We start from the raw sequence: 25,428 nt of genomic DNA on the forward strand, positions 1-25,428 counted from the left end.
AATTATTAACTATGTTGGGCGCAACCATTCGTTAACGGCAATGACCCGGCTCTCTCGGGTTTTGCATGAAGCGTCGCCGTTACCGGACTCGTCCGGATGACCCCTTTCACTTTGATTGCGGAAAACGGAACATGACAAGCATCCTTACCAACAACGCTGCTATGGCAGCGCTGCAGACCTTGCGCGGCGTAAATGACAGCCTCAAGGATACCCAGGGCCGAGTCTCCTCGGGCTATCGCATCGACAAAGCTGCTGACAACGCTGCCTATTGGTCCATCGCGACGACCATGCGTTCGGACAACAAGGCCCTCTCGGCCGTTTCCGACGCCCTCGGCCTCGGCGCTGCCAAGGTCGATACGGCCTACACCGCCATGGACAACGCCATCGACGTCGTCAGCGAAATCAAGTCCAAGATCGTCGCTGCTACAGAAAAGGGCGTCGACAAGACCAAGATCCAGGAAGAAATCGACCAGCTGCAGGAACAGCTGGTGAGCATTGCTCAGTCGGCCTCCTTCTCCGGTGAAAACTGGGTTGCCGGCGCTTCGGGCACAAAGAGCGTCGTCTCCTCCTTCGTCCGTGACGGTTCCAATGCCGTTTCGGTCAAGATGACGGACTATGTTCTCAATGCAGGTACGCTCGGTAACGTGCTGTTCGGCATGAACAGCAACGGAACGATCCAGACGACCAGCGGCATTATCGGCACCGCATTCAACGGCACCTATGGTAACGTCACCATCGTCATGCCGTCGATTTACGCACTCGACATCACCACCTTCACTCAAGGCCAGCTCGATGGAGCGCTTTCCGGCGTCGAACTCGTGCTTCAGGCCATGACGAATGCGGGCTCGCAGCTCGGCTCGATTTCGACCCGAATTCAGTTGCAGGAAACCTTCGTCAGCGCTCTGGGTGACTCGATCGACTCCGGTGTCGGTCGCCTCGTTGACGCCGACATGGAAGAAGAGTCGTCCAAGCTCTCCGCCCTGCAGACGCAACAGCAGCTTGCTATCCAGTCACTCTCGATCGCCAATTCCTCGGCACAGAACATTCTCTCGCTCTTCCGCAGCTAATAGCGCGCGGGAGAACGGCAACAAAAAACCCCGCCAGTGGCGGGGTTTATTCGTTTCGGGAGCAGACGATCTCAGAACTGGTCGTCTTCATCCTCATCCTTGGGGGCCGAGCGCAGCGAGCTCAGCTTGCGGAAAACGGCATCAGCGTCGATTTCCTTTTCTTCCTCACGCTCGTAGCTCGGCGTCAGACGCTCGGTTTCCTGAGCGGATTGCAGCGTTGCTCCGAGTTCGGCAGCTGTCGGCAGCGGACGGCCCTTGGACGCCTTTTCCACTTCCATGTCGAGATCAATCTGGCTGCAGAGGCCGAGCGTGACGGGATCCATCGGGGCCAGGTTTGCCGAATTCCAATGGGTGCGCTCGCGGATCTGCTCGATCGTCGACTTGGTGGTGCCGACGAGACGCGAGATCTGGGCATCCTTCAGTTCCGGATGGTTGCGAACCAGCCAGAGAATGGCGTTCGGGCGGTCCTGACGCTTGGAAACCGGCGTATAGCGCGGGCCACGGCGCTTGGATTCCGGCACGCGGACCTTCGGTTCTGAAAGCTTCAGCTTGTAGTTCGGGTTGCCTTCGGCGCGGGCAATCTCATCGCGGGAAAGCTGGCCGGTGGCGATCGGGTCGAGGCCCTTGATGCCCTGCGCGGCTTCGCCATCGGCAATCGCCTTGACTTCGAGCGGATGCAGTTTGCAGAACTGAGCGATCTGGTCGAAAGACAGGGCTGTATTGTCGACGAGCCAGATGGCAGTCGCCTTCGGCATGAGCAGCTGTTGAGCCATGGATATAGTCCTTCTATCGTCCGCGCCGGTCGCGGTCCGTGGATTGTCACCACAATGTCCGGGAAATATGGCGCTATATAACCGCACTGTCGCAGAATTGCAATTCTTCAGAAATGAAATGACCTTTGTCTAATTGCCGTCATCAGACTACCTGATATGAATTGCGCAATTCGAGTCCCGGCCGCTTCGAAACGATCGGCCGTCGCATAGCCTTGTGAGGAGGAGTTCCCATGTCGGAGAAGATCTATCCGGTTTCCAAACCGGTAAAGACCCGTGCGCTGATCGATCAGGCCAAGTACGAGCAATGGTACGAGGAAAGCATTGAAAACCCCGACAAGTTCTGGGGCAAGCACGGCAAGCGGATCGACTGGTTCAAGCCTTATACCAAGGTCAAGAACACATCCTTCACCGGCAAGGTCTCGATCAAATGGTTCGAAGACGGCCAGACCAATGTTTCCTACAACTGTATCGACCGTCACCTGAAGACGAACGGCAATCAAACTGCCATCATCTTCGAGGGCGACAACCCCTATATCGACAAGAAGATCACCTATAACGAGCTTTACGAGCACGTCTGCCGCATGGCGAACGTGCTGAAGAAGCATGGCGTCAAGAAGGGTGATCGGGTCACCATCTACATGCCGATGATCCCGGAAGCGGCCTATGCGATGCTCGCCTGCGCCCGCATCGGCGCGGTCCATTCCGTCGTCTTCGGCGGCTTCTCGCCGGAAGCGCTTGCAGGGCGTATCGTCGACTGCGAGTCTACTTTCGTCATAACCTGCGACGAAGGCATTCGCGGCGGCAAGCCGGTCCCGCTGAAAGACAATACGGATACCGCCATCCACATAGCAGCCCGCCAGCATGTGACGGTCAGCAAGGTCCTCGTCGTGCGCCGCACCGGCGGCAAGACGGGTTGGGCGCCGGGTCGCGACCTCTGGCACCATCAGGAAATCGCCACGGTGAAAGCCGAATGCCCGCCGGTGAAGATGAAGGCCGAAGATCCGCTCTTCATCCTCTATACCTCGGGCTCGACGGGTAAGCCGAAGGGTGTCCTGCACACGACGGGTGGTTATCTCGTCTATGCGGCAATGACCCATGAATATGTCTTCGACTACCATCCCGGCGATATCTACTGGTGCACGGCCGATGTCGGCTGGGTGACCGGTCACTCCTATATCGTCTATGGACCGCTCGCGAACTGTGCCACCACGCTGATGTTCGAAGGTGTGCCGAACTTCCCGGATCAAGGCCGCTTCTGGGAAATCATCGACAAGCATAAGGTCAATATCTTCTACACGGCACCGACGGCGATCCGCTCGCTCATGGGCGCCGGCGACCACTTCGTCACCCGCTCCTCGCGCGAGAGCCTTCGCCTGCTCGGCACCGTCGGCGAGCCGATCAATCCGGAAGCCTGGGAATGGTATTATAATGTCGTTGGGGACAAGCGATCCCCAGTCATCGATACCTGGTGGCAAACGGAAACCGGTGGTCACATGATCACGCCGCTGCCGGGCGCCACCGACCTGAAGCCCGGTTCGGCCACGAAGCCCTTCTTCGGCGTCAAGCCACAGCTTGTCGATAACGAGGGCAAGGTGCTCGAAGGTGCGGCTGACGGCAATCTCTGCATTACCGACAGCTGGCCGGGCCAGATGCGTACGGTTTACGGCGACCACGAGCGTTTCATCCAGACCTACTTCTCCACCTATAAGGGCAAGTATTTCACGGGTGATGGCTGCCGCCGCGACGAGGACGGATATTATTGGATCACCGGCCGCGTCGATGACGTTCTGAACGTTTCCGGCCATCGCCTGGGTACGGCGGAAGTCGAATCCGCCCTCGTCTCGCATAATCTCGTCTCGGAGGCCGCCGTCGTCGGCTATCCGCACCCGATCAAGGGCCAGGGCATCTATTGTTATGTTACGCTGATGGCCGGCAATGAGGGCACGGATGAACTGCGCCAGCAGCTCGTCAAACATGTGCGCGCGGAAATCGGCCCGATCGCAGCGCCCGACAAGATTCAGTTCGCGCCGGGGCTGCCGAAGACCCGTTCGGGCAAGATCATGCGGCGTATCCTGCGCAAGATCGCCGAGGATGATTTCGGCTCGCTTGGCGATACATCGACGCTCGCCGATCCGGCTGTCGTCGAAGACCTGATCGCCAACCGGCAGAACAAGGCCACGGCATGAGTTAGAGGGCCGCTTCGAAACGGAGCGGCCTTATTCTTCCGCGCAGGCAAGCTGCGGTTTACGACCGCCATCATAGGCGCGGACCAACCCTTCCGTCAGCAGGTCCTGTGCGGGGTTGCGCCCGTCCATCAATGTGACATTGGCGAGGATACGTCCGAAATATTTGTCGCCGCTGATCTCGGTCAATTTGATCTCGGCGATGCCTGATGTCATTTCTTCCAGAGCATGGCGCGCGTCGATGCCAGCTTTTCTGATCTCAGGGCATTTAGAATGCATTTCGGGCGCGTCGATGCCGCGGATGCGGACGTAGACTTCCATCGTCTGCTGTGGCCAGGGCGTTGCAGCGACCAGCAGCGTGTCTCCATCTATGATCCGGATAATCCTGGCCGAAACCGGCCCTTCGATCTCATCCCGCGCGGCGAAAGCCGGCACGGCGCCAAGAAACAGTAGAAGAATCGGAATTAACTTGCACATGAAAGGAATAAATTCCGCTCACGTCGCAAAGTCAATAGGAATATTTACTTAGAAATCGATCGCGCGGCCATTGATTTCATAGTCGCCGAAACGCGAGGGTTCCGCGCCTCCCCGTCCACCAATCTCCGGCGGCAGTTCGGCAAGCTTAGCATTCTTGCGGCGTTCTTCGGCCTCGGCCAGGGCCCGTCGGGCAGCAGGAGAAAGCATCTTGCGCGTCGGTTCGGAACCTTCAGGCGCCGGGGTTTCCACATTATCGTTATCGGCCGTCTGCATGCTGCACTCCCGCCTGAAAATATTGAAAATGGCTGGCGAATAACCAAATCATAGTGCGTCGGCGGCAGGATTTAAAGCAGCGCGCCGCAATCAAGGAGATGGAGACCTCTGATGAACCTCGTGCGTACTGCCATGTTGCTTGCCTTCATGACGGCGCTTTTCATGTTTGTCGGCTTTTTGATCGGTGGCCGAGGCGGCATGATGATCGCCTTTCTCATCGCTGCAGGCATGAATTTCTTCTCCTACTGGAATGCCGACCGGATGGTGTTGTCGGCCTATCGGGCTCAGGAGGTCGATGAGCGCAACGCCCCGGAATTCTACCGTATCGTGCGCGATCTCGCCCGTAATGCCGGCCTGCCAATGCCGAAGGTTTATCTCTATGACAGCCCTCAGCCGAATGCCTTTGCGACAGGCCGCAATCCGGAGAATGCCGCAGTTGCCGCTTCGACTGGCCTGCTCTCGGCCCTCTCCCCGCAAGAGGTTGCGGGCGTGATGGCGCATGAGCTCGCCCACGTCCAGAACCGCGATACGCTGACCATGACGATCACCGCCACGCTTGCCGGTGCGATCTCGATGCTCGGTAATTTCGCCTTCTTCTTTGGAGGCAATCGCGAAAACAACAACAATCCCCTGGGCTTCGTCGGCGTACTCGTCGCGATGATCGTTGCACCGCTTGCCGCCATGCTGGTGCAGATGGCGATCAGCCGGACGCGCGAATATTCGGCGGACAGGCGCGGCGCTGAAATCTGCGGCAACCCGCTGTGGCTGGCTTCCGCGCTCGGGAAGATCGCCCGCGGGGCGGCACATGTGCCGAACTATGATGCGGAGCGCAATCCGGCCACCGCACACATGTTCATCATCAATCCGCTTTCCGGCGAGCGCATGGACAACCTGTTCTCGACCCATCCGAACACTGAAAATCGTATCGCCGCCCTGCAGGAAATGGCGCAGGGAGGCTTCGACGTCTCGACGCCGCCGGTTCGCGCTGCTAATCCGACACGCAAATCGCGGTCGGTTCCGAATACGGGTTCCGGCGGCGGTGACTCGCAACCACCGAAGGGTCCGTGGTCTTGAATTCAGACGGCAAGAAGAAGCCAGCTCACAAACATAAACCTTCCGCAGAACGCTCGGCGTCGGCGCCGGTAAAACCCGGCCTGCCGGCGCGGGCCACTGCCGCCAAGATCCTTGCCGCCGTAGTCGACAAGAAATTGCCGCTCGATGGAGCGCTGGATCACGAACATGGAAATCCGGCTTACAAGGCGCTCATTGAAAGCGATCGTGCGCTGGTGCGCGCCATTCTGAACACCACACTCAGGCATCTGCCGCGCATCGATGCGGCCATTGCTTCGCTGCTCGAAACGCCGCTGCCAGAAGGTGCGCGCGCTTTGCATCATGTGCTTGCCGTCGGTGCTGCGCAGATTCTCTATCTCGACGTTCCCGATCATTCGGCCGTCGACCTTGCGGTCGAACAGGCCAATCAGGATCCGCGTAACCGCCGTTTCGCCAAGCTCGTCAATGCGATCCTGCGCCGTCTCGGCCGCGAGAAGGAGCAAATCCTTGCGGAGATTGCAGACATTCCGCCGATGCCATCCTGGTTTATCGAGCGGCTCACCAAGGCCTATGGGCGAGAAGCGGCGCTTGCCATTTCCGAATCGCAGCTCGAGCCCGCTGCCATCGATCTCACCGTGAAATCCGATGCTGCTGGCTGGGCGGAACGGCTGAATGGCGTCGTTCTTCCGACCGGCGGCGTGCGACTTGCCGCTTTCGAAGGCAGCATTCCTTCGCTCGCCGGTTTTGAAGATGGCGAATGGTGGGTTCAGGATGCCGCTGCCTGCATCCCTGCAAAGCTCTTCGGGGATCTCACCGGCAAACGGGTTGCCGATCTCTGCGCTGCGCCGGGCGGCAAGACCGCCCAGCTCATCCTTGCCGGCGGCAGAGTGACGGCAATCGACCAATCGGAAAACCGATTGAAGCGTTTGCGCTCCAATCTGGAACGGCTTGGCCTCGAAGCCGAAACGATCGCGGTGGATCTTACAAAATTTGAACCGTCCGAGCGTTTCGACGCGATCCTTCTCGACGCGCCCTGCTCATCGACGGGCACGACCCGCCGGCATCCCGATGTGCTCTGGACGAAAGGGGCCGAGGATATCACCAAGCTGGCTGCGCTGCAGGAACGTCTCCTGCGCCACGCGGTAACGTTGCTGAACCCCGGCGGATTGCTCGTCTTCTCCAATTGCTCGCTTGATCCGCAGGAAGGCGAGGAGGTCGTGGCGCGCGTTCTCGAAGATGTGAACGGCGTTGAACGTGTTCCGATCGATGCCGGAAAATGGCCTGATATGCGCCAGGCCATTACACCGGCGGGCGAGTTCCGCACGCTTCCTACAATGCTGGATATGCCTGATGGTTTTGCGTCGGGCCTGGACGGCTTCTACGCGGCGGTGCTCAGACGCATCTGAATGCTATTATATTCTTATTTCATCACAAAATAATACATCGTGGCTGGTGAAATCGGTTTTGATTCATCTATTCTTAACCACGAGGGTCAATAGACAATTGATATGCAGTCCGGTCGGCGTCTTGCGAGCATGTATGTTCGGGAAGCTTGGCGGCGCGGTACGCGCCGTGCCGCACTTCTGCGCTTGCGTTTCTTCCGCCATGCCATATCTGCGCCGGAACGCCTGATCGTCGCGCCGACGGATCTGAGAGGCGTCGATTCACACGTTGCCGAAGAAATCATGGATGGCCGGTTTCCGCTTGCCGGGCGTATGTTGGAAACCGGCGGGAAGTCCCCCTTCACGCTGACGCTTCCGTCGCGCGCTTTCGCGGTCAGGCTCCATAGCTTCGGCTGGCTGCGGCATATGCGAGCCAACAAGAGCGAGCGCGGTTCGGCTGTTGCCCGCGTGATCGTCGATAGTTGGCTCTCGATCCATGGGGGCCGCATCGAAGGCATCGCATGGGAAACCGACGTCGTCTCGCAGCGCGTCATTGCCTGGCTGGCGCACTCTCCGGTCGTCCTGCAGAATGCCGATCGTGGTTTCTATCGCCGCTTCATGAAGTCGCTCGCCTTTCATATCGGTTATCTGCGCCGCATGGCGCCCTATTCGACTGGTGAAGTCCGCTTCCGGCTCCGCATCGCGCTCGCGACGGCCTCTGTCGCCATGCCGGTGCGTGCCTCGACAGTGCGGCGGGCAGCTCAAGCACTCGACCGCGAATTCGATAGCCAGATTCTGCCTGACGGAGGTCATGTCTCCCGCAACCCGCGTATCGGGCTGGAACTGTTGCTTGACCTGCTGCCGCTCCGGCAGACCTATGTCAATCTCGGCCACGATCTGCCGCAGAAGCTGATTTCGGGCATCGACCGCATGTATCCTGCCCTGCGCTTCTTCCGGCATCAGGACGGCGATCTGTCGCTTTTCAATGGCGCCACCTCGACGCTGGCGGACGAACTGATGTCCGTGCTGCGATATGACGAGACTGCGGGCCAGCCTTTCAAAGCGCTGCCGCATTCACGTTACCAGCGGCTTGCGGCCGGCAAGACAGTGATCATCGCCGACACCGGACCGCCCTCGCCCGGCTGCTTCAGAACAGCCCACGCAGGCAGTCTCTCCTTTGAAATGTCCTCCGGTCGCTACCGTTTCATCGTCAATTCAGGATCGCCAAAATTTGCGGGCCAGCGCTATGTCCAGATGGCCCGCACCACGGCTGCCCATTCCACCGTGGTTCTGAACGATACGTCCTCGAGCCGGTTTTCTCCCTCGGCTTTTCTGGCCCATATGATGACGGAGCCGGTGGAAACGGTCATCGCCGCGCGCGTGGAAACCGAGGATGGCCGTGAAGGCATCAAGGCTAGCCATGACGGCTATCTCGATGTTTTCGGCGTCGTTCATGAGCGGGAGCTGACACTGAATGCTGCCGGTTCCATCGTGACCGGCATGGACCGCTTCGTTGCCGATGACCGGTATCACAGCGAGGGTCCGCTGCGAGCGGTTGCCCGTTTCCACATACACCCCGCCATCGTGCCGCGGCAGAACGATACGGAATCGGTGCTGCTGACGGCGCCGGATGGCGAAAGCTGGCTGTTTTCCTCTCCTGGCAATGAAGTGCTGATCGCGGAAGATATCTTCTTCGCCGATAGCGCCGGCATCAGTAGCTCGGACCAGATCGAGATCGACTTCGATCTTGCGGAGAAACCCGAAATTCGCTGGTTTTTATCGCGCAAGGGATAGAGCATTTCTGTTTTCTTTGAATTACGGAAATCGTCTATCTCTTTGTCTTCATGCAATTCCATACCCAAAACCGCTACACAGTTTTGCTGGAATTGCTTGGTGACTGTTTGCGCCGGCTCCAAGCTGTGCTAACGCGGCCTCATCAAACATCCCTTGCCCGGATGTCTCCCGCGAAGCCCGAACGGAGAAGGTTCATGGCCGTCATTTCCAAGAAAATCCCTGCCCCTGACAAGGTCGAGATCAAGACCGCGCTGCTCTCTGTCTTCGACAAGGCCGGCATCATCGAACTTGCCCGCGCGCTTTCGGTGCGTGGCGTGCGCCTGCTGTCGACCGGCGGCACCTACAATGCTATCGCGGCAGAAGGTCTTGCCGTGACCGATGTTTCCGAAGTGACGCAGTTTCCGGAAATCATGGATGGCCGCGTGAAGACTCTGCACCCCAAGGTGCACGGAGGCCTCTTGGCGATCCGCGACGATGCCGAACACCAGGAAGCCATGAAGACCCATGGGATCGACGGCATCGACCTGTTGGTCGTCAATCTCTATCCTTTCGAGGACGTGCGCGCGGCTGGCGGCGACTATCCGACGACGGTGGAGAATATCGATATCGGCGGCCCGGCAATGATCCGCGCTTCGGCGAAAAACCATGCCTATGTCACCGTCATTACCGACCCGGCAGACTATGCCGAATTGACCGAGCAACTGTCGGCCGATGCCGGCAAGACGATTTATGCCTTCCGTCAGCGCATGGCGGCCAAAGCCTATGCGCGCACCGCTGCCTATGACGCTGCCATCTCCAACTGGTTTGCTGAAGCGCTTTCCATCGATACTCCGCGCCACCGCACCATCGGCGGCGTCCTGAAGGAAGAGATGCGCTACGGTGAAAACCCGCACCAGAAGGCCGCCTTCTACGTGACAGGCGAAAAGCGCCCGGGCGTTTCGACAGCCGTCCTGCTGCAGGGCAAGCAGCTTTCTTATAACAACATCAACGATACCGATGCGGCCTATGAGCTCGTTGCCGAGTTCCTGCCGGAGAAGTCACCGGCCTGTGCCATCATCAAGCACGCCAACCCCTGTGGTGTCGCGACCGGTTCGACGCTTCTGGAAGCCTACAAGCGTGCGCTTGCCTGCGATTCCGTTTCCGCTTTCGGCGGCATCATCGCGCTGAACCAGACGCTCGATGCAGCGACGGCTGAAGAAATCATCAAGCTCTTCACCGAGGTCATTATCGCACCTGACGTTACCGAGGAAGCCAAGGCGATCGTCGCCCGCAAGCCGAACCTGCGCCTGCTGTCGGCCGGCGGCCTGCCGGATGCGCGTGCGGCCGGTATCACTGCCAAGACCGTTTCCGGCGGCCTGCTCGTCCAGAGCCGCGACAACGGCATGGTCGAGGATCTGGAACTGAAAATCGTCACCAAACGTGCCCCGACTGCCCAGGAGCTCGAAGACATGAAGTTCGCCTTCAAGGTCGGCAAGCATGTGAAGTCGAATGCCGTGGTCTATGCCAAGGGCGGTCAGACGGCAGGTATCGGCGCCGGTCAGATGAGCCGCGTCGATTCCGCCCGCATCGCGGCGCTCAAAGCTGAGGAAGCGGCCAAGGCGCTCGGCCTCGCCGTTCCGATGACGCATGGTTCGGCCGTCGCCTCCGAGGCTTTCCTGCCTTTCGCTGATGGCCTGCTGTCGATGATTGCCGCCGGCGCCACCGCCGTAATCCAGCCGGGCGGCTCGATGCGCGACCAGGAAGTCATCGATGCAGCAAACGAACACAATGTCGCGATGGTCTTTACCGGCATGCGCCATTTCCGCCACTGAAGCGAAGTAGCTGATACACCCCGGCCTCGCGGCCGGGGAAATCCCCTAGGCGCGGTCCGCCGGATAAGGTGTGCGGACCAGCAGCACCAGGCCGCCGGCCAGGAACAGGATCAGCGTCGACATGCCGAGATGCGCTGATCCGGTCAAATAGGTCACGATCGAAAACAGCAGCGTCGCCATGAAGCTTGTGGCGCGGCCGGAGAGAGCATAGATGCCGAAATAGCGGCCGGCTTCCTCGATGCTGACGCTGCGGGCCAGATAGGAGCGCGACGAGGCCTGCACCGGTCCAAAGGCAAGGCCGATCAGCAGGCCGTAGAGGATGTAGGCCTTTTCCGCAGCCGTGCCGAATAGCCCGCCACTATCGGCAGCTGAAAGCGGCATCAATCCGAAGAAGGTGTAGCCGGGGCCGGTGGAGATGATGCCGATCGTGGCCAGCAACAGCATAGTGAGGCTGATGATGACGGTCGTCTTCGAGCCGATGCTCTTGTCGATGCGACCCGCAATCAGGCAGCCGAGGATCGCGACGATGTTGAGGACGATGCCGTAGATGCCGATCTCGATCGTCGCCCAGCCGAACATGCCCGCCGCGAAGGCGCCGCCGAGGATCAGCAGGCCGTTGACGCCATCCTGATAGATCATCCGGGCGATGAGGAAAGTCCGGATACTGCGGCGTGTCTTCAGCTCACCGATCGTATTGCGCAATTCCTTGACGCCGAAGCGCACGGCGAAGCCGAAAGGCAGGCCTTTGCGGGCATCCGGCGTGAAGAAAAACATCGGCAGGATGAAGATCAGATACCAGACGGCTGAGATCGGCCCGGTGATGCGTGCGTCTTCGCCAGTGTGAGGATCGAGACCGAAGAGAGGATCGAGGCCCAGAATGGTCTTGCCGCCTTCGAGGCTGCCGGCCAGCAGTGCCACGACAGCGATCAGCACAATCATGCCGCCGAGATAGCCGAGACCCCAGGCGGTGTTGGAAAGCCTGCCCACCTCATCCTTGCTGACAAGGCGCGGCATCATGGAATCGTTGAAGACGATCGAAAACTCCGCCGAAATCGAGGCGAGGATCATGAAGATGACGGGATAGATGACCGGCGAACCGGGCGCCGCAAACCAGAGGCAGCAGAGGCTCACGATCTTGATGACGGCGAAGAAGGCGATCCAGGGTTTGCGTGCGCCGGACTGGTCGGCAATGGAGCCCAATACCGGAGACAGGATGGCGATGATAACAGAGGAGATCGTCGCCATATTGCTCCACATCGTCTGGGCGGCGACCGGATCGGTCGTCAGCCGCGAGACGAAGTAGGGACCGAAAATGAAGGTAGTCACCACGGTGAAGAAAGGCTGGGCAGCCCAATCGAAGAGCATCCAGCCCCATATGCCCTTCTCCGTGGCTTTCGGCGGCTGCGTTCCTGTCCAGTCAATGCGATTCAAGCGTCCGCTCCTTTTTGGGGCGGACTGTCTCATCTCGCCCGGTCGCGCGCAAGATCGGTCAGGATGCCTGCGGCAACAGTGATGCGTGCAAGATTCGGATCGGCGCCATCACTGAGGCTCGCAAGCTCCTCGACGATGCGGTTGATGCGCACCCTGTCCTGCGCATGCCAGGCCTGCACTGGCTGCTTTTCCTTGCCGTGATCGGAAAGCGCAGAGATCACGATATCGCGACGGGCGCTGGCGATCTGGTCGATGCTGCGGGCAAGCGCGAGGTTTTCATAGTGGTCCGACGTAATGATGCGGTTGCCCGCAGCAAGCAGCCGGCCGACGCGGAAGGTCCGGGTGACGGCAAAGTAGTTTTCGGCTGCACGCGGTAGCGCCTCGCCGGTCCGTTCAGCGATCTGCATTATTTCCGGCACGAGCGCGAGGGTCGGCAGGGCTGCAATTTCTGCAGCCAGTTTTTCCGGCAGGCCTGCCTGTTGGTACTCCTGCTGGCGCGCTGAGACTTCGGCTGCCGCTTGCTCCGCAAAGGCCGGTTTGAGCTTTTTCAGGGCAGCCTGCAGCCGGCTAATGATTTCAGCCATACCGTCTCGGGTCATGCCGGTCTTCAGCAGCAGACGCGTCAGCACGGTGAAGCTATTAGTGATTTCCTCGTAAGTCCGGTTCTGGACCTCGCCGGAAACCTTGTTGTCCAAGGCATCGGTTTCGGCCCATAGCCGGTTGAGATCAAAGCCGTCACGGGCGACGATAGCAGCGCGGACGACCTCAGAGGCAGAGGCCGCTGTGGCATCAATCATGCTCACGGCAAAGCCCGGCCCGCCGCGGTTGATCGCCTCATTTGCGAGGACAGTCGCGACGATTTCCCGCTTCAGCCGGTGAGTGTCGATGTCGGATGCGTTCGACTTCTGCATCTTGGCCGGGAAGTAGTTGAAGAGCGTGCTGACGAAATAAGGGTCATCAGGCAATTCACTGGCGATCAGCGCGTCGAAGAGCACGATCTTGGCATAGGAGAGCAGCACGCCGATCTCTGGGCGCGTCAGCGGCCGTCCGGCCGTGTAACGTTCGGACAACGAGGCGTCGTCAGGAAGCGTCTCGACCTTGCGGTTCAGTTGTCCGGCCGCTTCCAGCACGCTCATGAAACGACCGAGTTCCAGGCCGTTTGCCGTTCCCTTGCGGGATGTCAGCGAGATCGCCAGGGACTGCAGGTAGTTGTTGCGCAGCACGAGGCCGGCCACTTCATCGGTCATGCTGCCGAGAAGCTGGTCGCGCTTTGCCCGGCTGAGACGCTGTTCATGCATGGCGTTTGCCAGCGCGATCTTGATATTGACCTCGACGTCCGACGTGTTGACGCCGGCGGAGTTGTCGATAGCATCGGAATTGCTGCGTCCGCCCTTCAGGCCGTAGGCAATGCGGCCCTTCTGCGTGACGCCCAGATTGGCGCCCTCGCCGATGACCTTGGCGCGCACTTCGTCGGCCGTAATGCGGATCGGATCGTTGGCGCGGTCACCCACTTCCGCATCGGTTTCCGACGCGGCCTTTACGTAAGTGCCGATGCCGCCAAACCAGAGCAGGTCGACCGGGCTCTTCAGGATCGCCGTCATGATCTCGAAGGGCGTGGCGACCGCCTTGTCGATGCCGATTGCCGCTACAGCCTCCGGCGTCAGCGTAACCGACTTTGCCGAGCGCGAGATGATCATGGCGCCTTTCGAGAGCACGGACTTGTCGAAGTCCTGCCAGCTCGAGCGCGGAAGGTCGAACAGGCGCTGGCGCTCACGAAGCGTCTTTTCCATATCCGGGTCGGGGTCGATGACGATGTCGCGATGATCGAAAGCGGCGATCAGCCTGATCTTCGGCGAGAGCAGCATGCCGTTGCCGAAAACGTCACCCGACATGTCGCCGACGCCGGCAACCGTAAAGGGTGTCGTCTGGATATCGATGTCCATTTCGCGGAAGTGGCGTTTCACCGTTTCCCAGGCGCCACGGGCGGTGATGCCCATTTTCTTGTGGTCGTAACCGGCCGAACCACCCGAAGCGAAGGCGTCGTCCAGCCAGAAGCCCGCTTCCTGAGCAAGGGCATTGGCGGTGTCGGAAAAGGTTGCCGTACCCTTGTCGGCAGCGACGACGAAATAGGGGTCATCGCCATCCAGACGCACGGTATTGTCAGGCGGGAGGATATCGGCGCCGGAAATGTTGTCAGTGATGGAAAGCAGCGTACGGATATAGGTCTTGTAGGCTTCCCTGCCTGCATTGAAGATCTCATCGCGGCTGCCACCGACCGGGAGTTTCTTGGGATAGAAACCACCTTTTGCGCCGACGGGCACGATCACGGCGTTCTTGACCTGCTGCGCCTTCACGAGACCCAGAACTTCGGTGCGGTAGTCCTCGGCGCGGTCCGACCAGCGCAGGCCGCCACGGGCGACGCGGCCGAAGCGCAGGTGCACCCCTTCTACTTCCACGCCGTAGACGAAGATTTCGCGGAAGGGCTTCGGTTCCGGCAGGCCATCCACCAGGTGCGGGTCAAGCTTGAAGGCGAGCATCGCCTTCGGTGTTCCATCGGCACTGCGCTGGAAATAATTGGTGCGCAGCGTTGCATCGACGATATTGACATAGCGGCGCAGGATACGATCGTCATCCAGGCTCGGCACGTCGGCAAGCTCGGCTTCGATTGCCCGATGCAGTTCGGCGAGCTTCTTGATACGCGCCTTTTCCGACAGCTTCGTATCGAGCGTGTCGTGGAACAGGCGGAAGATCGAAGCGGCGATAACAGGATATTTGTCGAGGGTGGTTGCGATATAATCCTGCGAATAGGCGATGCCGGCCTGGCGCAGATAGCGCGCATAGGCGCGCAGCACACTAACCTCGCGGGCCGAGAGACCGGCCGACAGGATCAGCCTGTTGAAGCTGTCATTGTCGATCGTGTCGCTGAAGGCTGCGACGAAGGCCTCTTCGAGCGGTGCGCCAAAACGTGCGAGGTCAATGTCCGCACCGCTGCGAGCCTCGAGTTCCATGTCGTGCAGCACGACGATGTTGATGGCGCTGTCGGTGGCCGGAATTTCGATATCGAAGGTCCGTTCGCTCAGGACGTTGAAGCCGAGGTTTTCGAGTAGAGGCACGCGGCGCGATAGCGGCAGCTGCTCGCCGCTATGGAAGATCTTCAGCGACAGGATACGGCCGCGTTCATCGTCCTGGCGATAGTAGAATTCGATGCGGATCGGCTCGCCGGCGGCGCATGCGGCGATGTCGGGCAGATCGCCGACCGCTTCATCCGGCGTGAAGGCTTCCTGGAAGGCGTTGCTGACGCCGAGCTTCGGCGCCTTGGGGCCGGCGAGCATCTCGAAGCGGCTGTCCCAGCGCGCGGTGATCTGGCGGATCGTCTCCTCGAGCTTGGCCTGATGGATGCGCGGCGTCTTACCGCCCGAGCGGCCGATGATGAAATGCACGCGCGCCACACCGCCTTCCGGGAAGGCCGGATAATAGGCGGAAACACGGCCATCATAGACGGTTTTCAGATAGGCACCGATGCGTTCACGCACGATCGAGTCATATTCCTCGCGCGGTACGAAGATGATGACCGAGACGAAACGGTCGAAATGGTCGATGCGCGGCAGCACCCGCACGCGCGGGCGATCGGCGAGGTCATTGATCTGCTCTGCAAAGGTCGCGAGCAGCGGCGTATCGATCTGAAAGAGATCGTCACGCGGATAGGATTCCAGGGTGTTGTCGAGCATGCGGCCCGAGTGGCTCATCGGGTCGAAGCCGAAATGCTCCTTCACCTTTTCGATCTTGGACCGCAGCAACGGAATTTCGCTGGCAGAGGAAGTGTAAGCAGTCGAGGTGAACAGGCCGACGATGCGGAGTTCCCCCGTTACGTTGCCCTGTGCGTCGAAGCGCTTGACGCCGACATAATCCATGTAGGCGCGGCGATGGACCGTGGATTTCACGTTGGCTTTAGTGACGATCAGGAAATCGGGACCATCGAGGAAGGCGAGAATTTCGGGTGTCGTCGTCACGGCGTCCTTGCCGGTGCGCAGAACAAGAACCTCGGGGTTGGAGAGTATGCCGAGGCCTGTTCCCTTGTCGCGTTCGACCTTGGAATCGGGACCCTTGCCGGAATAGACGTAGTCGCGCATGCCCAGGAAGGTGAAGTTCTCGTCGTGCAGCCAGGTCAGGAAGGCGATCGCCTCGTCGCGGTCGGCTTTCTTGCGGCTGGCACTGTAATTCGAAAGCTCTGAAATCACCTCATCGACGCGGGCAAGCATCGGCTTCCAGTCGGAAACGGCAAGCTCTACCTGCTCGAGCACTGCCTTGATCCGCTTGATCAGGTCGGCGGCCTGGGAGGGGCTGAGCGGCGAAATGTGAAGCTGGATATGGCTCACCCGCTTTGCCGGATCGCTCGGCACATCGGCGGAATAGAGTTCCGGGGCCTTGCCTTCTTCCAGGATCAGGATCGGATGAACTGCCATGTAGATGTCGCGGTAGGTGCTGGTCACCTCGCCCATGACGGATTCGTAGAGGAAGGGCTTGTTGTGATCGGTCACCGAAAGGATGGAGATTGCGACGCCATCGGGGGTGACGTCGGCGACTGTGTCGATACTGACACGCGGCGTTTTGCCGTTCCAGGCGGCGAGCTCGGCTGCCGAGTGCACGGCGGAAAGCGCAAGCATTTCCGGTGTGTAGAGGTCGAGGTCGTCGCCGCTTGCGCGGCCAAAGAGGAATTCGGGATCGAGATGGGGCTCGCCGGTCGCGGCGGCGATCTTGCGCGCGCTCTCGATCTGTTTTTCCCGTTTCGGATTGTTTCTGGCGGCCATGGATCATCCCCCCGATTTGTTTTGATGTGGGCAAGTTAGCAGAAGGCTCTTCGAAAGAATCCTTAAAAGAGGGCTTCGAAAAGTAGTTTTCGTTCTTTTTTGACGGTGCTGATGAGAGATTTCGAAAGTTTTCGGGTCGTTTTGTGCCGATGGACTGCAAAGCGTCCTTGTCTGGCTTTTCCGACCCGCTGCACATTTCCACGCTCGCATGAAGAATGGTTGACAGCGCCTCGTCAAAAAGATCATCAACGGCGGTCGAAATTCGGAATCGGATGTCATGTCGGAAAACGCATCAGGCGCAGTCATCGTCATCTCCAGCCATGTCGTGCGGGGGTCGGTTGGAAACCGCGCCGCGGTCTTCGCGCTGGAAACGCTCGGCCACCAGGTCTGGGCGCTGCCGACGATCGTGTTGCCTTGGCATCCCGGTCACGGCCGTTCGACACGCCTCACCTTCGCAGAGGCCGATTTCGATGCGGCGATCGACGATCTCATCCGTGCGCCGTGGATCGGCGAGGTCAAGGCTGTCTTGTCGGGTTATTTTGGCAACGCTGCCCAGGCCCGCTCCGTCGCGAAACTCGTTGCATCCCTGCGCGAAAATAACCCGGAACTGCTCTATGTCTGCGATCCAGTCATGGGTGATCTCGGCGGCCTCTACGTGCCGGAAGCGACAGCCGAGGCGATCCGTGACCACCTGATACCGATCGCCTCGCTCGCAACGCCGAACCGCTACGAACTTGCCTGGCTTTCGGGCGCCGCGCTCGATGACAACAGCGCGGTCATGGAAGCCGCACTTGCGCTCGGTCCCTCACGCATGCTGGTTACATCCGCGGTGCCGATGATGGCGGGCGGTACCGGCAATCTCTATCTCTCCGGAAAGCATGCCTTGCTTGCCGAACATCGTGTCGTCGAGAACCCGCCGAACGGGCTCGGCGACCTGCTCGCTGCCCTTTTCCTGTCCCGCCTGCTATCGGGCATGGAGGATGAAAAGGCGCTGCAGCTTGCGACGGCAAGTGTGTTCGAAGTGCTGGCACGCGCCGTCAAGCGCGGCAGCAACGAATTGATGCTGGCAAGCGATGCCTCCAGCCTTTCGACACCCATGGCGATGGTGCAGATGCGTCACCTTGTCCACCCGGCCCAGCGACGGAAGAAATAGGCTTCACGCTTTTGCAGTGCAGCAGTTGATCTTGGGTTCGTCGCGCTGTAATCCAAGGGTATGATGAGCTTTCCCAACTCCCTTCTGGACGGTTATCGCAACTTCATGAACGGGCGCTATGCCGATGCCCGCGATCGGTATCGGCAGCTTGCGGAAAATGGGCAGAACCCGACAACGCTCATGATTGCCTGTTCAGACTCTCGCGCGGCTCCCGAACTGATCTTTGATGCTGGACCAGGTGAACTCTTCGTGATCCGCAATGTCGCCAACCTGGTGCCACCCTATGAGCCGGATGGTCACTTCCATTCGACGTCGGCGGCGCTCGAATTTGCGGTTCAGGCTCTGAAGGTCCAGAATATCGTCGTCATGGGCCACGGCCGCTGTGGTGGCATCCGCGCCGCACTCGATCCGGACGCCGAGCCTTTGTCGCAGGGCGATTTCATCGGCCGTTGGATGTCGCTCGTTCGTCCCGCCGCCGAACAGATCGGCAGCAATGACGTGATGACGCAGGGCGAACGGCAGACTGCGCTGGAGCGGGTTTCGATCCGTAACTCGATCAACAATCTCAGGACTTTCCCCGAAATCAAGGTTCTCGAGGAAGAGGGCAAGCTGGCGCTTCACGGTGCCTGGTTCGATATCTCGACAGGTGAGCTCTGGGTGATGGATTCTGAGACACTCGATTTTGTCCGTCCCGAAATCTAGGGATAGACCGCTTTATCAGTTTTTTAAGATATTCCAATAAGCTCGCTGGCGGGGTGTATACACGCGCGGATTGGTCATGAATTTCGAAGTGGTGAAATTCAAGAATACAAGCAGGGCAGTGCTGGTCGCTATCCTGCTGCCGTTCGTCTTCATGATTGCCGAGGGGGTGGTGCTGATCCGCTCCTCGCTCATGCAGTACCGCGCGCTCGAAACTGACCATCTCTTTGCCGATGTTCTTGCCCGTGGAGGATCGATTGCCGCCAACGAGATCCTGGCAGAGCTCGTGGCGACGCGAATCTACGTCAACAATCCCAATGAGATGACCAGGGCGGCCATGATGGAAAGACGCAGCTCGCTCGACAGCGAACGCGCGCGTTTCAACGCCAGCCTCCCGCCCGTTGAAACGCTCGATCTCGGTCTGCAGTCACAGCTTTCCGATCTCCGCCTTGCTTATAGCCGTATCGTTGCGACGCGTTCGGCCGTCGATCGAGGTTATTACGGCAAAGGTGGCAACCCCGTTCATATCTATGGTCAGGCCGGATTGAAGCAACTTGGTCTCGTCGAGTCGCTTTCGTCGAGGATCCATGATCCGGTGTTGATGCGCAAATCCAGCGAATTGATGAGTATCCTGCTGACCTATTACGGCGAGCGGCTGATCGGCAACCTAGGCCAGCGTTATTTCGACCGAACCGACTTTTCCGCCATGTCGCACGAGCAACTCGTTCAAGGCGAAATGATGCTCGGCAACGGCATGGATCGCTTGCGTTTTCATTCTTCCTCGCCTGTCGTACGGGAGATTCTTGCTTATAGGGCTCAACCCGACGAGGTCTGGGCCGATACTTTCACAAAGGCCATGGTTTCCGGTGCGCTACGGCCGAACAAAGCGATCCGAGACAAATGGATTGGTATCCAGAACGAACGGCTGGATTTCCTGCGACAGAAAATCGCCTCCGTCACCGATGATATTCATGTGACGGGGCAGCAGTTGTCGATGCGCTCGCACATTCACATGACGATCGTGCTCGCGCTGTCATCCGGACTGGTGCTGCTCGTTGCCCTTATTGCGGTGCTCGCGGTTCGGGGCATCCGTCTGGTCGCCCGTGTCACCGAAGAGCGTGAACTGCTCGTGAACGAGTTGCGCAATGCCGCCCAAACCGATCTTCTGACGGGCCTCTACAATCGCCGTGGCTTCGAGGCTGCGGCTTCAGGGCTTCTGATGCAGGCCGAGTATGGATCACGCTGGATTTCCGTCGTCTTGTTCGATCTCGATCACTTCAAGAAGATCAACGACATACATGGCCATGACGCCGGCGATATCGTGCTGAAGCACGTAGCTGGCATTGCACGGGAGAGCTTCCGTTCTTTCGATCTCCTGGTGCGTCACGGCGGCGAGGAGTTCATGGCGTTGTTGCCGGATTCGACACCCGAAGATGCGGTCATCGTTGCGGAACGTGTCCGACTGGCCATCGAGGCTGCTGACATCGCGCTGCCGAGTGGCGAGCTTCTGCGGGTTACGGCAAGCTTCGGCTGCGCGGGGCGCGCAAATGCCGCGAGCAATCGCAATTTCGATGATCTGGTGAAGCGCGCCGACCTGGCGCTCTATGCGGCCAAGGCCTCGGGACGCAATTGCGTTGTTGCAGGGCCTATTGTTCCTGCCGCGGCACTGCAGGAAGAGCGGCGCAAGGCTGCCGGCGGAACCCACGATTTCCGCATATGAAAAACGCCGCATTCACATGCGGCGCTCGTATCATTTTCCTATTGGACGTCTCTTCAGTTGCCGTCGATCTGCTGGCCGATATAGGCGATTGCCTGCTGATAGACCGTCGCGGCATTCCAGCCCTGGATGGCGACGAAATTCGGCTCGCCCGGCTGATAACCGGCGCCGGCACGCCAGCCATGGCCCCTGAGGAAATTGGCGGTCGAGGCAAGCGCATCAGCGCGGGAGCCGACCATATCGACGCGGCCGTCACCGTCACCGTCGGCGCCGAAGCTTACGACGTTGCGCGGCAGGAATTGCGTCTGGCCGATTTCGCCGTGGGCAGCACCTCGAGCTTGCGGGCTGAGATAGCCTTCCGAAACGAGCTGCAGAGCAGCATAGAGCTGGTCAGTGAAATATTCCGAGCGGCGGCAGTCATAGGCGAGGGTGGAGACGGCGGACATCGTATGCTGGTTGCCCATATAGCTGCCGAAGCCGGTTTCCATGCCCCAGATGGCGATCAGCGGACCGGCCGGAACACCGAAGCGGCGCTCGATCGAAGCGAAGAGAGCCTGGTTGGCGGCTTTCATCGAACGGCCGCGGGAGATGACCGCGGCACCGCCACGCTTCTTCATGAAAGCGTCGAAGGACAGCTTGAAGCTCTTCTGGCCCCGGTCGGCGGCGATCGTCGGCTTGTTATAGCTGACATTGGCGAAGGCACGGCTCAGGACCGACTGGCTGATGCCATTGGCCGCTGCCGTCTGCTTGAAGTCGGCGACCCAGGCATCGAAACCGGCACTGGTATTGCCGCATTGCGCGCCCTGCGCAAACGCCGGTACCGCATGGAGGACGCCCATTGCCACGGCGGCCACCAGAAACAACTTTATCATGCGCATTGAGAAACCCCGCTCTCGATCTGCATAGCTTGAAGCCGAGCAAAAGAATGTCAGCCACTCGCGATTTTGTCACGATCACCTTTTAGCGAACGCTTATACGGCCGCATATGCCCGAAAAAGCCCCACCCGTCGAGCAGGGCTTTAGCATATTATGGTTTACAAATGGTATCAGGCCGCCTGCTTGCGCGGCTTAATGAGGCCACGATTGACGAGCAGTTCGGCGATCTGGATGGCGTTGAGAGCCGCACCCTTGCGCAGGTTGTCGGAGACTACCCAGATGTTGAGGCCGTTTTCGACGGTCGCATCTTCGCGGATGCGCGAAATGAAGGTCGCGTCCTCGCCAGCGGATTCGTACGGCGTGATGTAGCCGCCATCCTCGTGCTTGTCGATGACAAGGCAACCCGGCGCATCGCGCAGGATATCGCGGGCCTGATCGGCCGTGATCTCGTTTTCGAATTCGATGTTGACCGATTCCGAGTGGCCGATGAAAACAGGAACGCGCACGGCGGTGCAGGTCACCTTGATCTTCGGGTCCAGCATCTTCTTCGTTTCAGCCAGAACCTTCCACTCTTCCTTCGTGTAGCCGTCTTCCATGAAGGTGTCGATGTGAGGGATGACGTTGAAGGCGATGCGCTTGGTGAACTTCTTGTTCTCGATAGGATCGGCAACGAAGACGGCGCGCGTCTGGTTGAAGAGTTCGTCCATGCCATCCTTGCCGGCGCCAGAAACCGACTGATAGGTAGAAACAACCACACGCTTGATCTTGGCGAAGTCGTGCAGCGGCTTCAGCGCGACGACGAGCTGGGCGGTCGAGCAATTCGGGTTGGCGATGATGTTGCGCTTGGAGAAGAGCGTGATCGCGTCCGGATTTACCTCCGGGACGATCAGCGGCACGTCGGCGTCGTAGCGCCAGGCCGAGGAATTGTCGATGACGACGCAGCCCTGCTGGCCGATCTTCGGAGAAACGCGCTTGGAAACTTCGCCACCAGCCGACATTAGGCAGATATCGGTGTCGGAGAAATCGTAGTTCTCCAGGTTGGAGACCTTCAGCGTCCGGTCGCCGTAGGAAACCTCCGTACCCTGGGAGCGGGCGGAGGCGAGTGCTACGACTTCATCGGCAGGGAAACCGCGCTCGGAGAGAATGTTGAGCATTTCCCGCCCGACATTTCCGGTCGCTCCCGCAACTGCAACTTTGAAACCCATTTCTCAAGCTCTCTTTCTCTTCTCTCCTCTTGTCCGGTGAGGGGAAAGCGCGACATCATCGCAGCTTCCTGTCCCCAGCCGGGCCGGGGAGAGAGCGGCAGGCCAGAGACGTCAGACGGTTTTCGTCGTCGTTTTGGCCTTGGTTTTGGAAGAAACCGGAACGGCAAAATCCAGCCCGGCATTTTCTGCCAGGTCATTGCGCTCAGCGATGGCGTGCTCGTGGCGAACCATGGATATTCCTTTTCCGCTGTTGCTCATAAAAGGTTTTCCACAGGAGTCAAGGTTTTTGCGCGTGCGGCTGGAGCAGGGGAGGGCATCGTAATCCTGCGGCGTTTTGTCATGCCTCTGTCATTGCCGGAGGGTATCCCGGCGCCGTTGTAATGACTGCAACGAAAAACGGGGGTTTTTCCATGCGTATGCTTCTCGCCGCTTTCGCGGCTACCACGATTCTTGCCGGCGCTGCTCAGGCAACTTCGATCTATCCGCTTGATCGTGCTACGATTCTCGCCGGTTCACCGTTCGACTTCAAGGTCGAGCTCAGCAAGCAGGTCAAGCCGGAAGACGTGAAAATTACGGTCAACGGCCAGGATTACAAGACTGTCCTCGGCGGCGAGGCACAGTTCGTCGAGCTGGAAAAGGGCAAGGAAGACAAGGCTCTTGGTTCCGCGCTCCTGCTGCGCGACCTGAAGATTTCCGCTCCGGGCGCCTATAAGGTCGAAATCGTCGCCGGCGACGAGACGAAGTCCGTTACCTGGAACGTCTACGACACCGCTGCCCAGCCGAAGGCAAAAAACATCATCTTCCTGCTTGGTGACGGTCTTTCCGTTGCGCACCGCACCGCTGCCCGCATCATGTCCAAAGGCATGACGGAAGGTAAAGCGAATGGCCGCCTGAACATGGACGATCTCGATCGCATGGCGTTCATCGGAACGTCGGCGACGAATGCAGTCGATACGGACTCGGCCAACACCATGTCGGCTTACATGACGGGCCATAAGACGGCCGTCAACGCTATCGGCGTTTACGCAGATCGCACGCCCTCCTCGCTCGATGATCCGCGCGTTGAAACCTTCGCAGAAGCCGTCCGCCGCCTGACCAAGAAGTCGATCGGCATCGTTGTAACGGCCGAGGTCGAAGACGCGACGCCGGCTGCCGTCGTTGCCCATACCCGCAACCGTAATGACAAGGCGGATGTCGTCGGCATGCTGCTCGACGTCAAACCGGAAGTCCTCCTTGGCGGCGGCTCGGCCTATTTCCTCGGCAAAGAGGTTGCCGGCTCCAAGCGCAAGGACAATCAGGATTACATCAAGCTGTTCCAGGATGCCGGCTACAAGCTTGCGACCGACAAGAACGAGCTCGCAGCCAATGCATCGGCTGAAGGCAATCTGCTCGGTCTTTTCCACACCGGCAACATGGATGTCACGCTCGATCGCGAATTCCTTAAGAAGGGCACCGTCGAAAAATTTCCGAACCAGCCGGGGCTCGTCGACATGACCAAGGTCGCGCTCGACCGCTTGTCCAAGAATCCGGAAGGCTTCTTCCTGATGGTTGAAGGTTCCTCGATCGACAAGATGTCCCATCCGCTCGATTGGGATCGCGCCGTCATCGAAACCATCGAATTCGACAAAGCCATCGGTGTTGCCCGCGAATTCCAGAAGGCCCACCCGGACACGCTGATCGTCGTCACAGGTGACCATACGCACGGCGTTTCCATCATCGGCACTGTCGATGATGAAAAGCCAGGCACGGAAATGCGCGAAAAGGTTGGGACCTATGCCGAAGCCGGCTTCCCGAACTACAAGGACGAAAATGGCGACGGTTATCCCGATAAGATCGACGTCAGCCATCGCCTGTTCCTGAGCGCCAACAACGGACCTGACCACTACGAGACCTTCCGTCCGAAGCTCGAAGGCCCGTTCGTTCCGGCTATCCAGAACGAAAAGAAGGAATACGTCGCCAACGAACAGTACAAGGATGTTCCCGGCGCCGTCTTCGTTCAGGGCAATATCCCGAAGAGCGGCGACAGCGGCGTTCACGCAGTTGACGACGTCGTTTTGCAGTCGGCCGGCCCGGGTGCTGAAGGCTTCCATGGCTACATGGAACAGAGCGATGTCTACCGTGTGTTGGCAGACACCTTCGCTCTCGGCGCCAAGCAGACGAATTGATTCCCAAGCCGATCCGGCATGGCCGCTTGCCGGCCTTGCCTCTTTCATCGATCATGATCCCGGCCGCTTGGCGGCCGGGATTTGGTTCCTGGAGATCGCCGTGGAAAAATTCTCTTCGCTGCAACTCAGCAGACGCCAGCTGATCGGTGCTGCCGTCACGCTCCCCTTCACCGCCTCCCTTGCTCGCGCTGCCGATCCTTCGCTCACTTTCGACGAGCTCTACGGTAAGTTCGGTGTGCTCGGGCTCGAATTCTCTGACAAGGTGAAAACGCTTGCCGGTAAAGACATCAGCATGAAGGGCTTCATGGCCCCGCCACTGAAGGCCGAGGCGCAATTCTTCGTGCTGACCGAAGTGCCGATGTCGCTCTGCCCGTTCTGCTCGTCGGATGCGGACTGGCCGGACAATATCGTCGTCGTTTATCTAGGCGAAAAGCAGACTTTCGTGCAGCCGAGCCAGACGATCGAGGTGCGTGGTACACTGGAATATGGGTCCTGGCAGGATCCTGAGACCGGCTTTGTCAGCCTGCTGCGTATTCGCCAGGCCGAATATTCCAGCGTCTGAGC

General features: G+C 59.4%; 18 protein-coding genes and 1 pseudogene. 11 read left to right on the forward strand and 8 right to left on the reverse strand.

Annotated features, from left to right (window positions below; translation table 11 throughout):
* Positions 1-131: 131 nt before the first annotated feature.
* A complete protein-coding gene (locus tag AC1DUP_RS27055) occupies positions 132-1,067 on the forward strand; it encodes a flagellin N-terminal helical domain-containing protein (RefSeq protein ID WP_113300825.1) in 936 nt (311 codons plus the stop codon).
* Positions 1,068-1,138: 71 nt separating this feature from the next.
* Here the strand turns inward: AC1DUP_RS27055 and AC1DUP_RS27060 are convergent, their stop codons facing one another.
* Positions 1,139-1,840 carry a DUF1013 domain-containing protein gene (locus AC1DUP_RS27060; protein ID WP_113300824.1) on the reverse strand — a complete coding sequence of 234 codons (702 nt, stop codon included), beginning with the start codon at positions 1,838-1,840 and terminating at the stop codon, positions 1,139-1,141.
* A 230-nt stretch (positions 1,841-2,070) separates the two neighbouring features.
* Here AC1DUP_RS27060 and acs point away from each other — a divergent pair, with 230 nt between their 5' ends.
* Positions 2,071-4,026 (forward strand): acetate--CoA ligase, encoded by a 1,956-nt coding sequence (gene acs, locus AC1DUP_RS27065; RefSeq protein WP_113300823.1) that lies wholly within the window; start codon positions 2,071-2,073, stop codon positions 4,024-4,026.
* A gap of 30 nt (positions 4,027-4,056) precedes the next feature.
* On the opposite strand, the gene AC1DUP_RS27070 is transcribed toward acs, so the two are convergent.
* Together AC1DUP_RS27070 and AC1DUP_RS27075 are read right to left on the reverse strand one after the other, a co-directional pair.
* The gene (locus AC1DUP_RS27070; RefSeq protein ID WP_477835764.1) at positions 4,057-4,500 is read right to left on the reverse strand and encodes a thermonuclease family protein; all 444 of its coding nucleotides are present in this window, start codon (positions 4,498-4,500) and stop codon (positions 4,057-4,059) included.
* Positions 4,501-4,548: 48 nt separating this feature from the next.
* Complete coding sequence (locus AC1DUP_RS27075; RefSeq protein ID WP_113300821.1) at positions 4,549-4,773, reverse strand: DUF1674 domain-containing protein; 225 nt, start codon at positions 4,771-4,773, stop codon at positions 4,549-4,551.
* 111 nt (positions 4,774-4,884) lie between these two features.
* On the opposite strand from AC1DUP_RS27075, the gene htpX reads away from it, so the two are divergent.
* From htpX to purH, 4 genes are all read left to right on the forward strand, one after another.
* Entirely contained in the window at positions 4,885-5,847 is a 963-nt protein-coding gene (gene htpX / locus AC1DUP_RS27080) for a zinc metalloprotease HtpX (RefSeq protein WP_113300820.1), read from the forward strand.
* Complete coding sequence (locus tag AC1DUP_RS27085) at positions 5,838-7,229, forward strand: RsmB/NOP family class I SAM-dependent RNA methyltransferase (protein ID WP_113300819.1); 1,392 nt, start codon at positions 5,838-5,840, stop codon at positions 7,227-7,229. Before htpX ends, AC1DUP_RS27085 begins: the two co-directional genes overlap by 10 nt.
* Positions 7,230-7,331: 102 nt before the next feature.
* A complete protein-coding gene (locus AC1DUP_RS27090) occupies positions 7,332-8,999 on the forward strand; it encodes a heparinase II/III domain-containing protein (protein WP_113300818.1) in 1,668 nt (555 codons plus the stop codon).
* Positions 9,000-9,193: 194 nt separating this feature from the next.
* Positions 9,194-10,810 carry a bifunctional phosphoribosylaminoimidazolecarboxamide formyltransferase/IMP cyclohydrolase gene (gene purH, locus AC1DUP_RS27095; protein WP_115036048.1) on the forward strand — a complete coding sequence of 539 codons (1,617 nt, stop codon included), beginning with the start codon at positions 9,194-9,196 and terminating at the stop codon, positions 10,808-10,810.
* A 45-nt stretch (positions 10,811-10,855) separates the two neighbouring features.
* Here purH and AC1DUP_RS27100 read toward each other — a convergent pair whose 3' ends face one another.
* Together AC1DUP_RS27100 and AC1DUP_RS27105 are read right to left on the reverse strand one after the other, a co-directional pair.
* On the reverse strand, positions 10,856-12,274 hold the full coding sequence (locus AC1DUP_RS27100) for an MFS transporter (RefSeq protein WP_477835768.1): 1,419 nt from the start codon (positions 12,272-12,274) through the stop codon (positions 10,856-10,858).
* Positions 12,271-17,049, reverse strand: coding sequence for an NAD-glutamate dehydrogenase (locus AC1DUP_RS27105; protein WP_477835770.1), 4,779 nt, complete (start codon positions 17,047-17,049; stop codon positions 12,271-12,273). Before AC1DUP_RS27105 ends, AC1DUP_RS27100 begins: the two co-directional genes overlap by 4 nt.
* A gap of 277 nt (positions 17,050-17,326) precedes the next feature.
* Here AC1DUP_RS27105 and pdxY point away from each other — a divergent pair, with 277 nt between their 5' ends.
* From pdxY to AC1DUP_RS27120, 3 genes are all read left to right on the forward strand, one after another.
* Positions 17,327-18,202, forward strand: coding sequence for a pyridoxal kinase PdxY (gene pdxY, locus AC1DUP_RS27110; RefSeq protein ID WP_113300814.1), 876 nt, complete (start codon positions 17,327-17,329; stop codon positions 18,200-18,202).
* 60 nt (positions 18,203-18,262) lie between these two features.
* Positions 18,263-18,904 (forward strand): carbonic anhydrase, encoded by a 642-nt coding sequence (locus AC1DUP_RS27115; protein WP_113300813.1) that lies wholly within the window; start codon positions 18,263-18,265, stop codon positions 18,902-18,904.
* 91 nt (positions 18,905-18,995) lie between these two features.
* Positions 18,996-20,621 (forward strand): GGDEF domain-containing protein, encoded by a 1,626-nt coding sequence (locus tag AC1DUP_RS27120; protein WP_477835864.1) that lies wholly within the window; start codon positions 18,996-18,998, stop codon positions 20,619-20,621.
* A 53-nt stretch (positions 20,622-20,674) separates the two neighbouring features.
* Here the strand turns inward: AC1DUP_RS27120 and AC1DUP_RS27125 are convergent, their stop codons facing one another.
* From AC1DUP_RS27125 to AC1DUP_RS27135, 3 genes and pseudogenes are all read right to left on the reverse strand, one after another.
* Complete coding sequence (locus AC1DUP_RS27125) at positions 20,675-21,496, reverse strand: lytic murein transglycosylase (protein ID WP_477835773.1); 822 nt, start codon at positions 21,494-21,496, stop codon at positions 20,675-20,677.
* Positions 21,497-21,664: 168 nt separating this feature from the next.
* On the reverse strand, positions 21,665-22,699 hold the full coding sequence (locus AC1DUP_RS27130; protein WP_113300811.1) for an aspartate-semialdehyde dehydrogenase: 1,035 nt from the start codon (positions 22,697-22,699) through the stop codon (positions 21,665-21,667).
* Positions 22,700-22,810: 111 nt separating this feature from the next.
* A pseudogene (locus tag AC1DUP_RS27135) lies at positions 22,811-23,040 on the reverse strand (hypothetical protein).
* A 69-nt stretch (positions 23,041-23,109) separates the two neighbouring features.
* Here AC1DUP_RS27135 and AC1DUP_RS27140 point away from each other — a divergent pair.
* Entirely contained in the window at positions 23,110-24,864 is a 1,755-nt protein-coding gene (locus AC1DUP_RS27140) for an alkaline phosphatase (RefSeq protein ID WP_477835775.1), read from the forward strand.
* Between the two features lie 100 nt (positions 24,865-24,964).
* Positions 24,965-25,426, forward strand: a complete 462-nt coding sequence (locus AC1DUP_RS27145) for a hypothetical protein (RefSeq protein ID WP_113300896.1) — start codon at positions 24,965-24,967, stop codon at positions 25,424-25,426.
* The last annotated feature ends 2 nt before the right edge of the window (positions 25,427-25,428 follow it).

It is taken from the genome of Rhizobium sp. 01L419, from assembly GCF_056400025.1.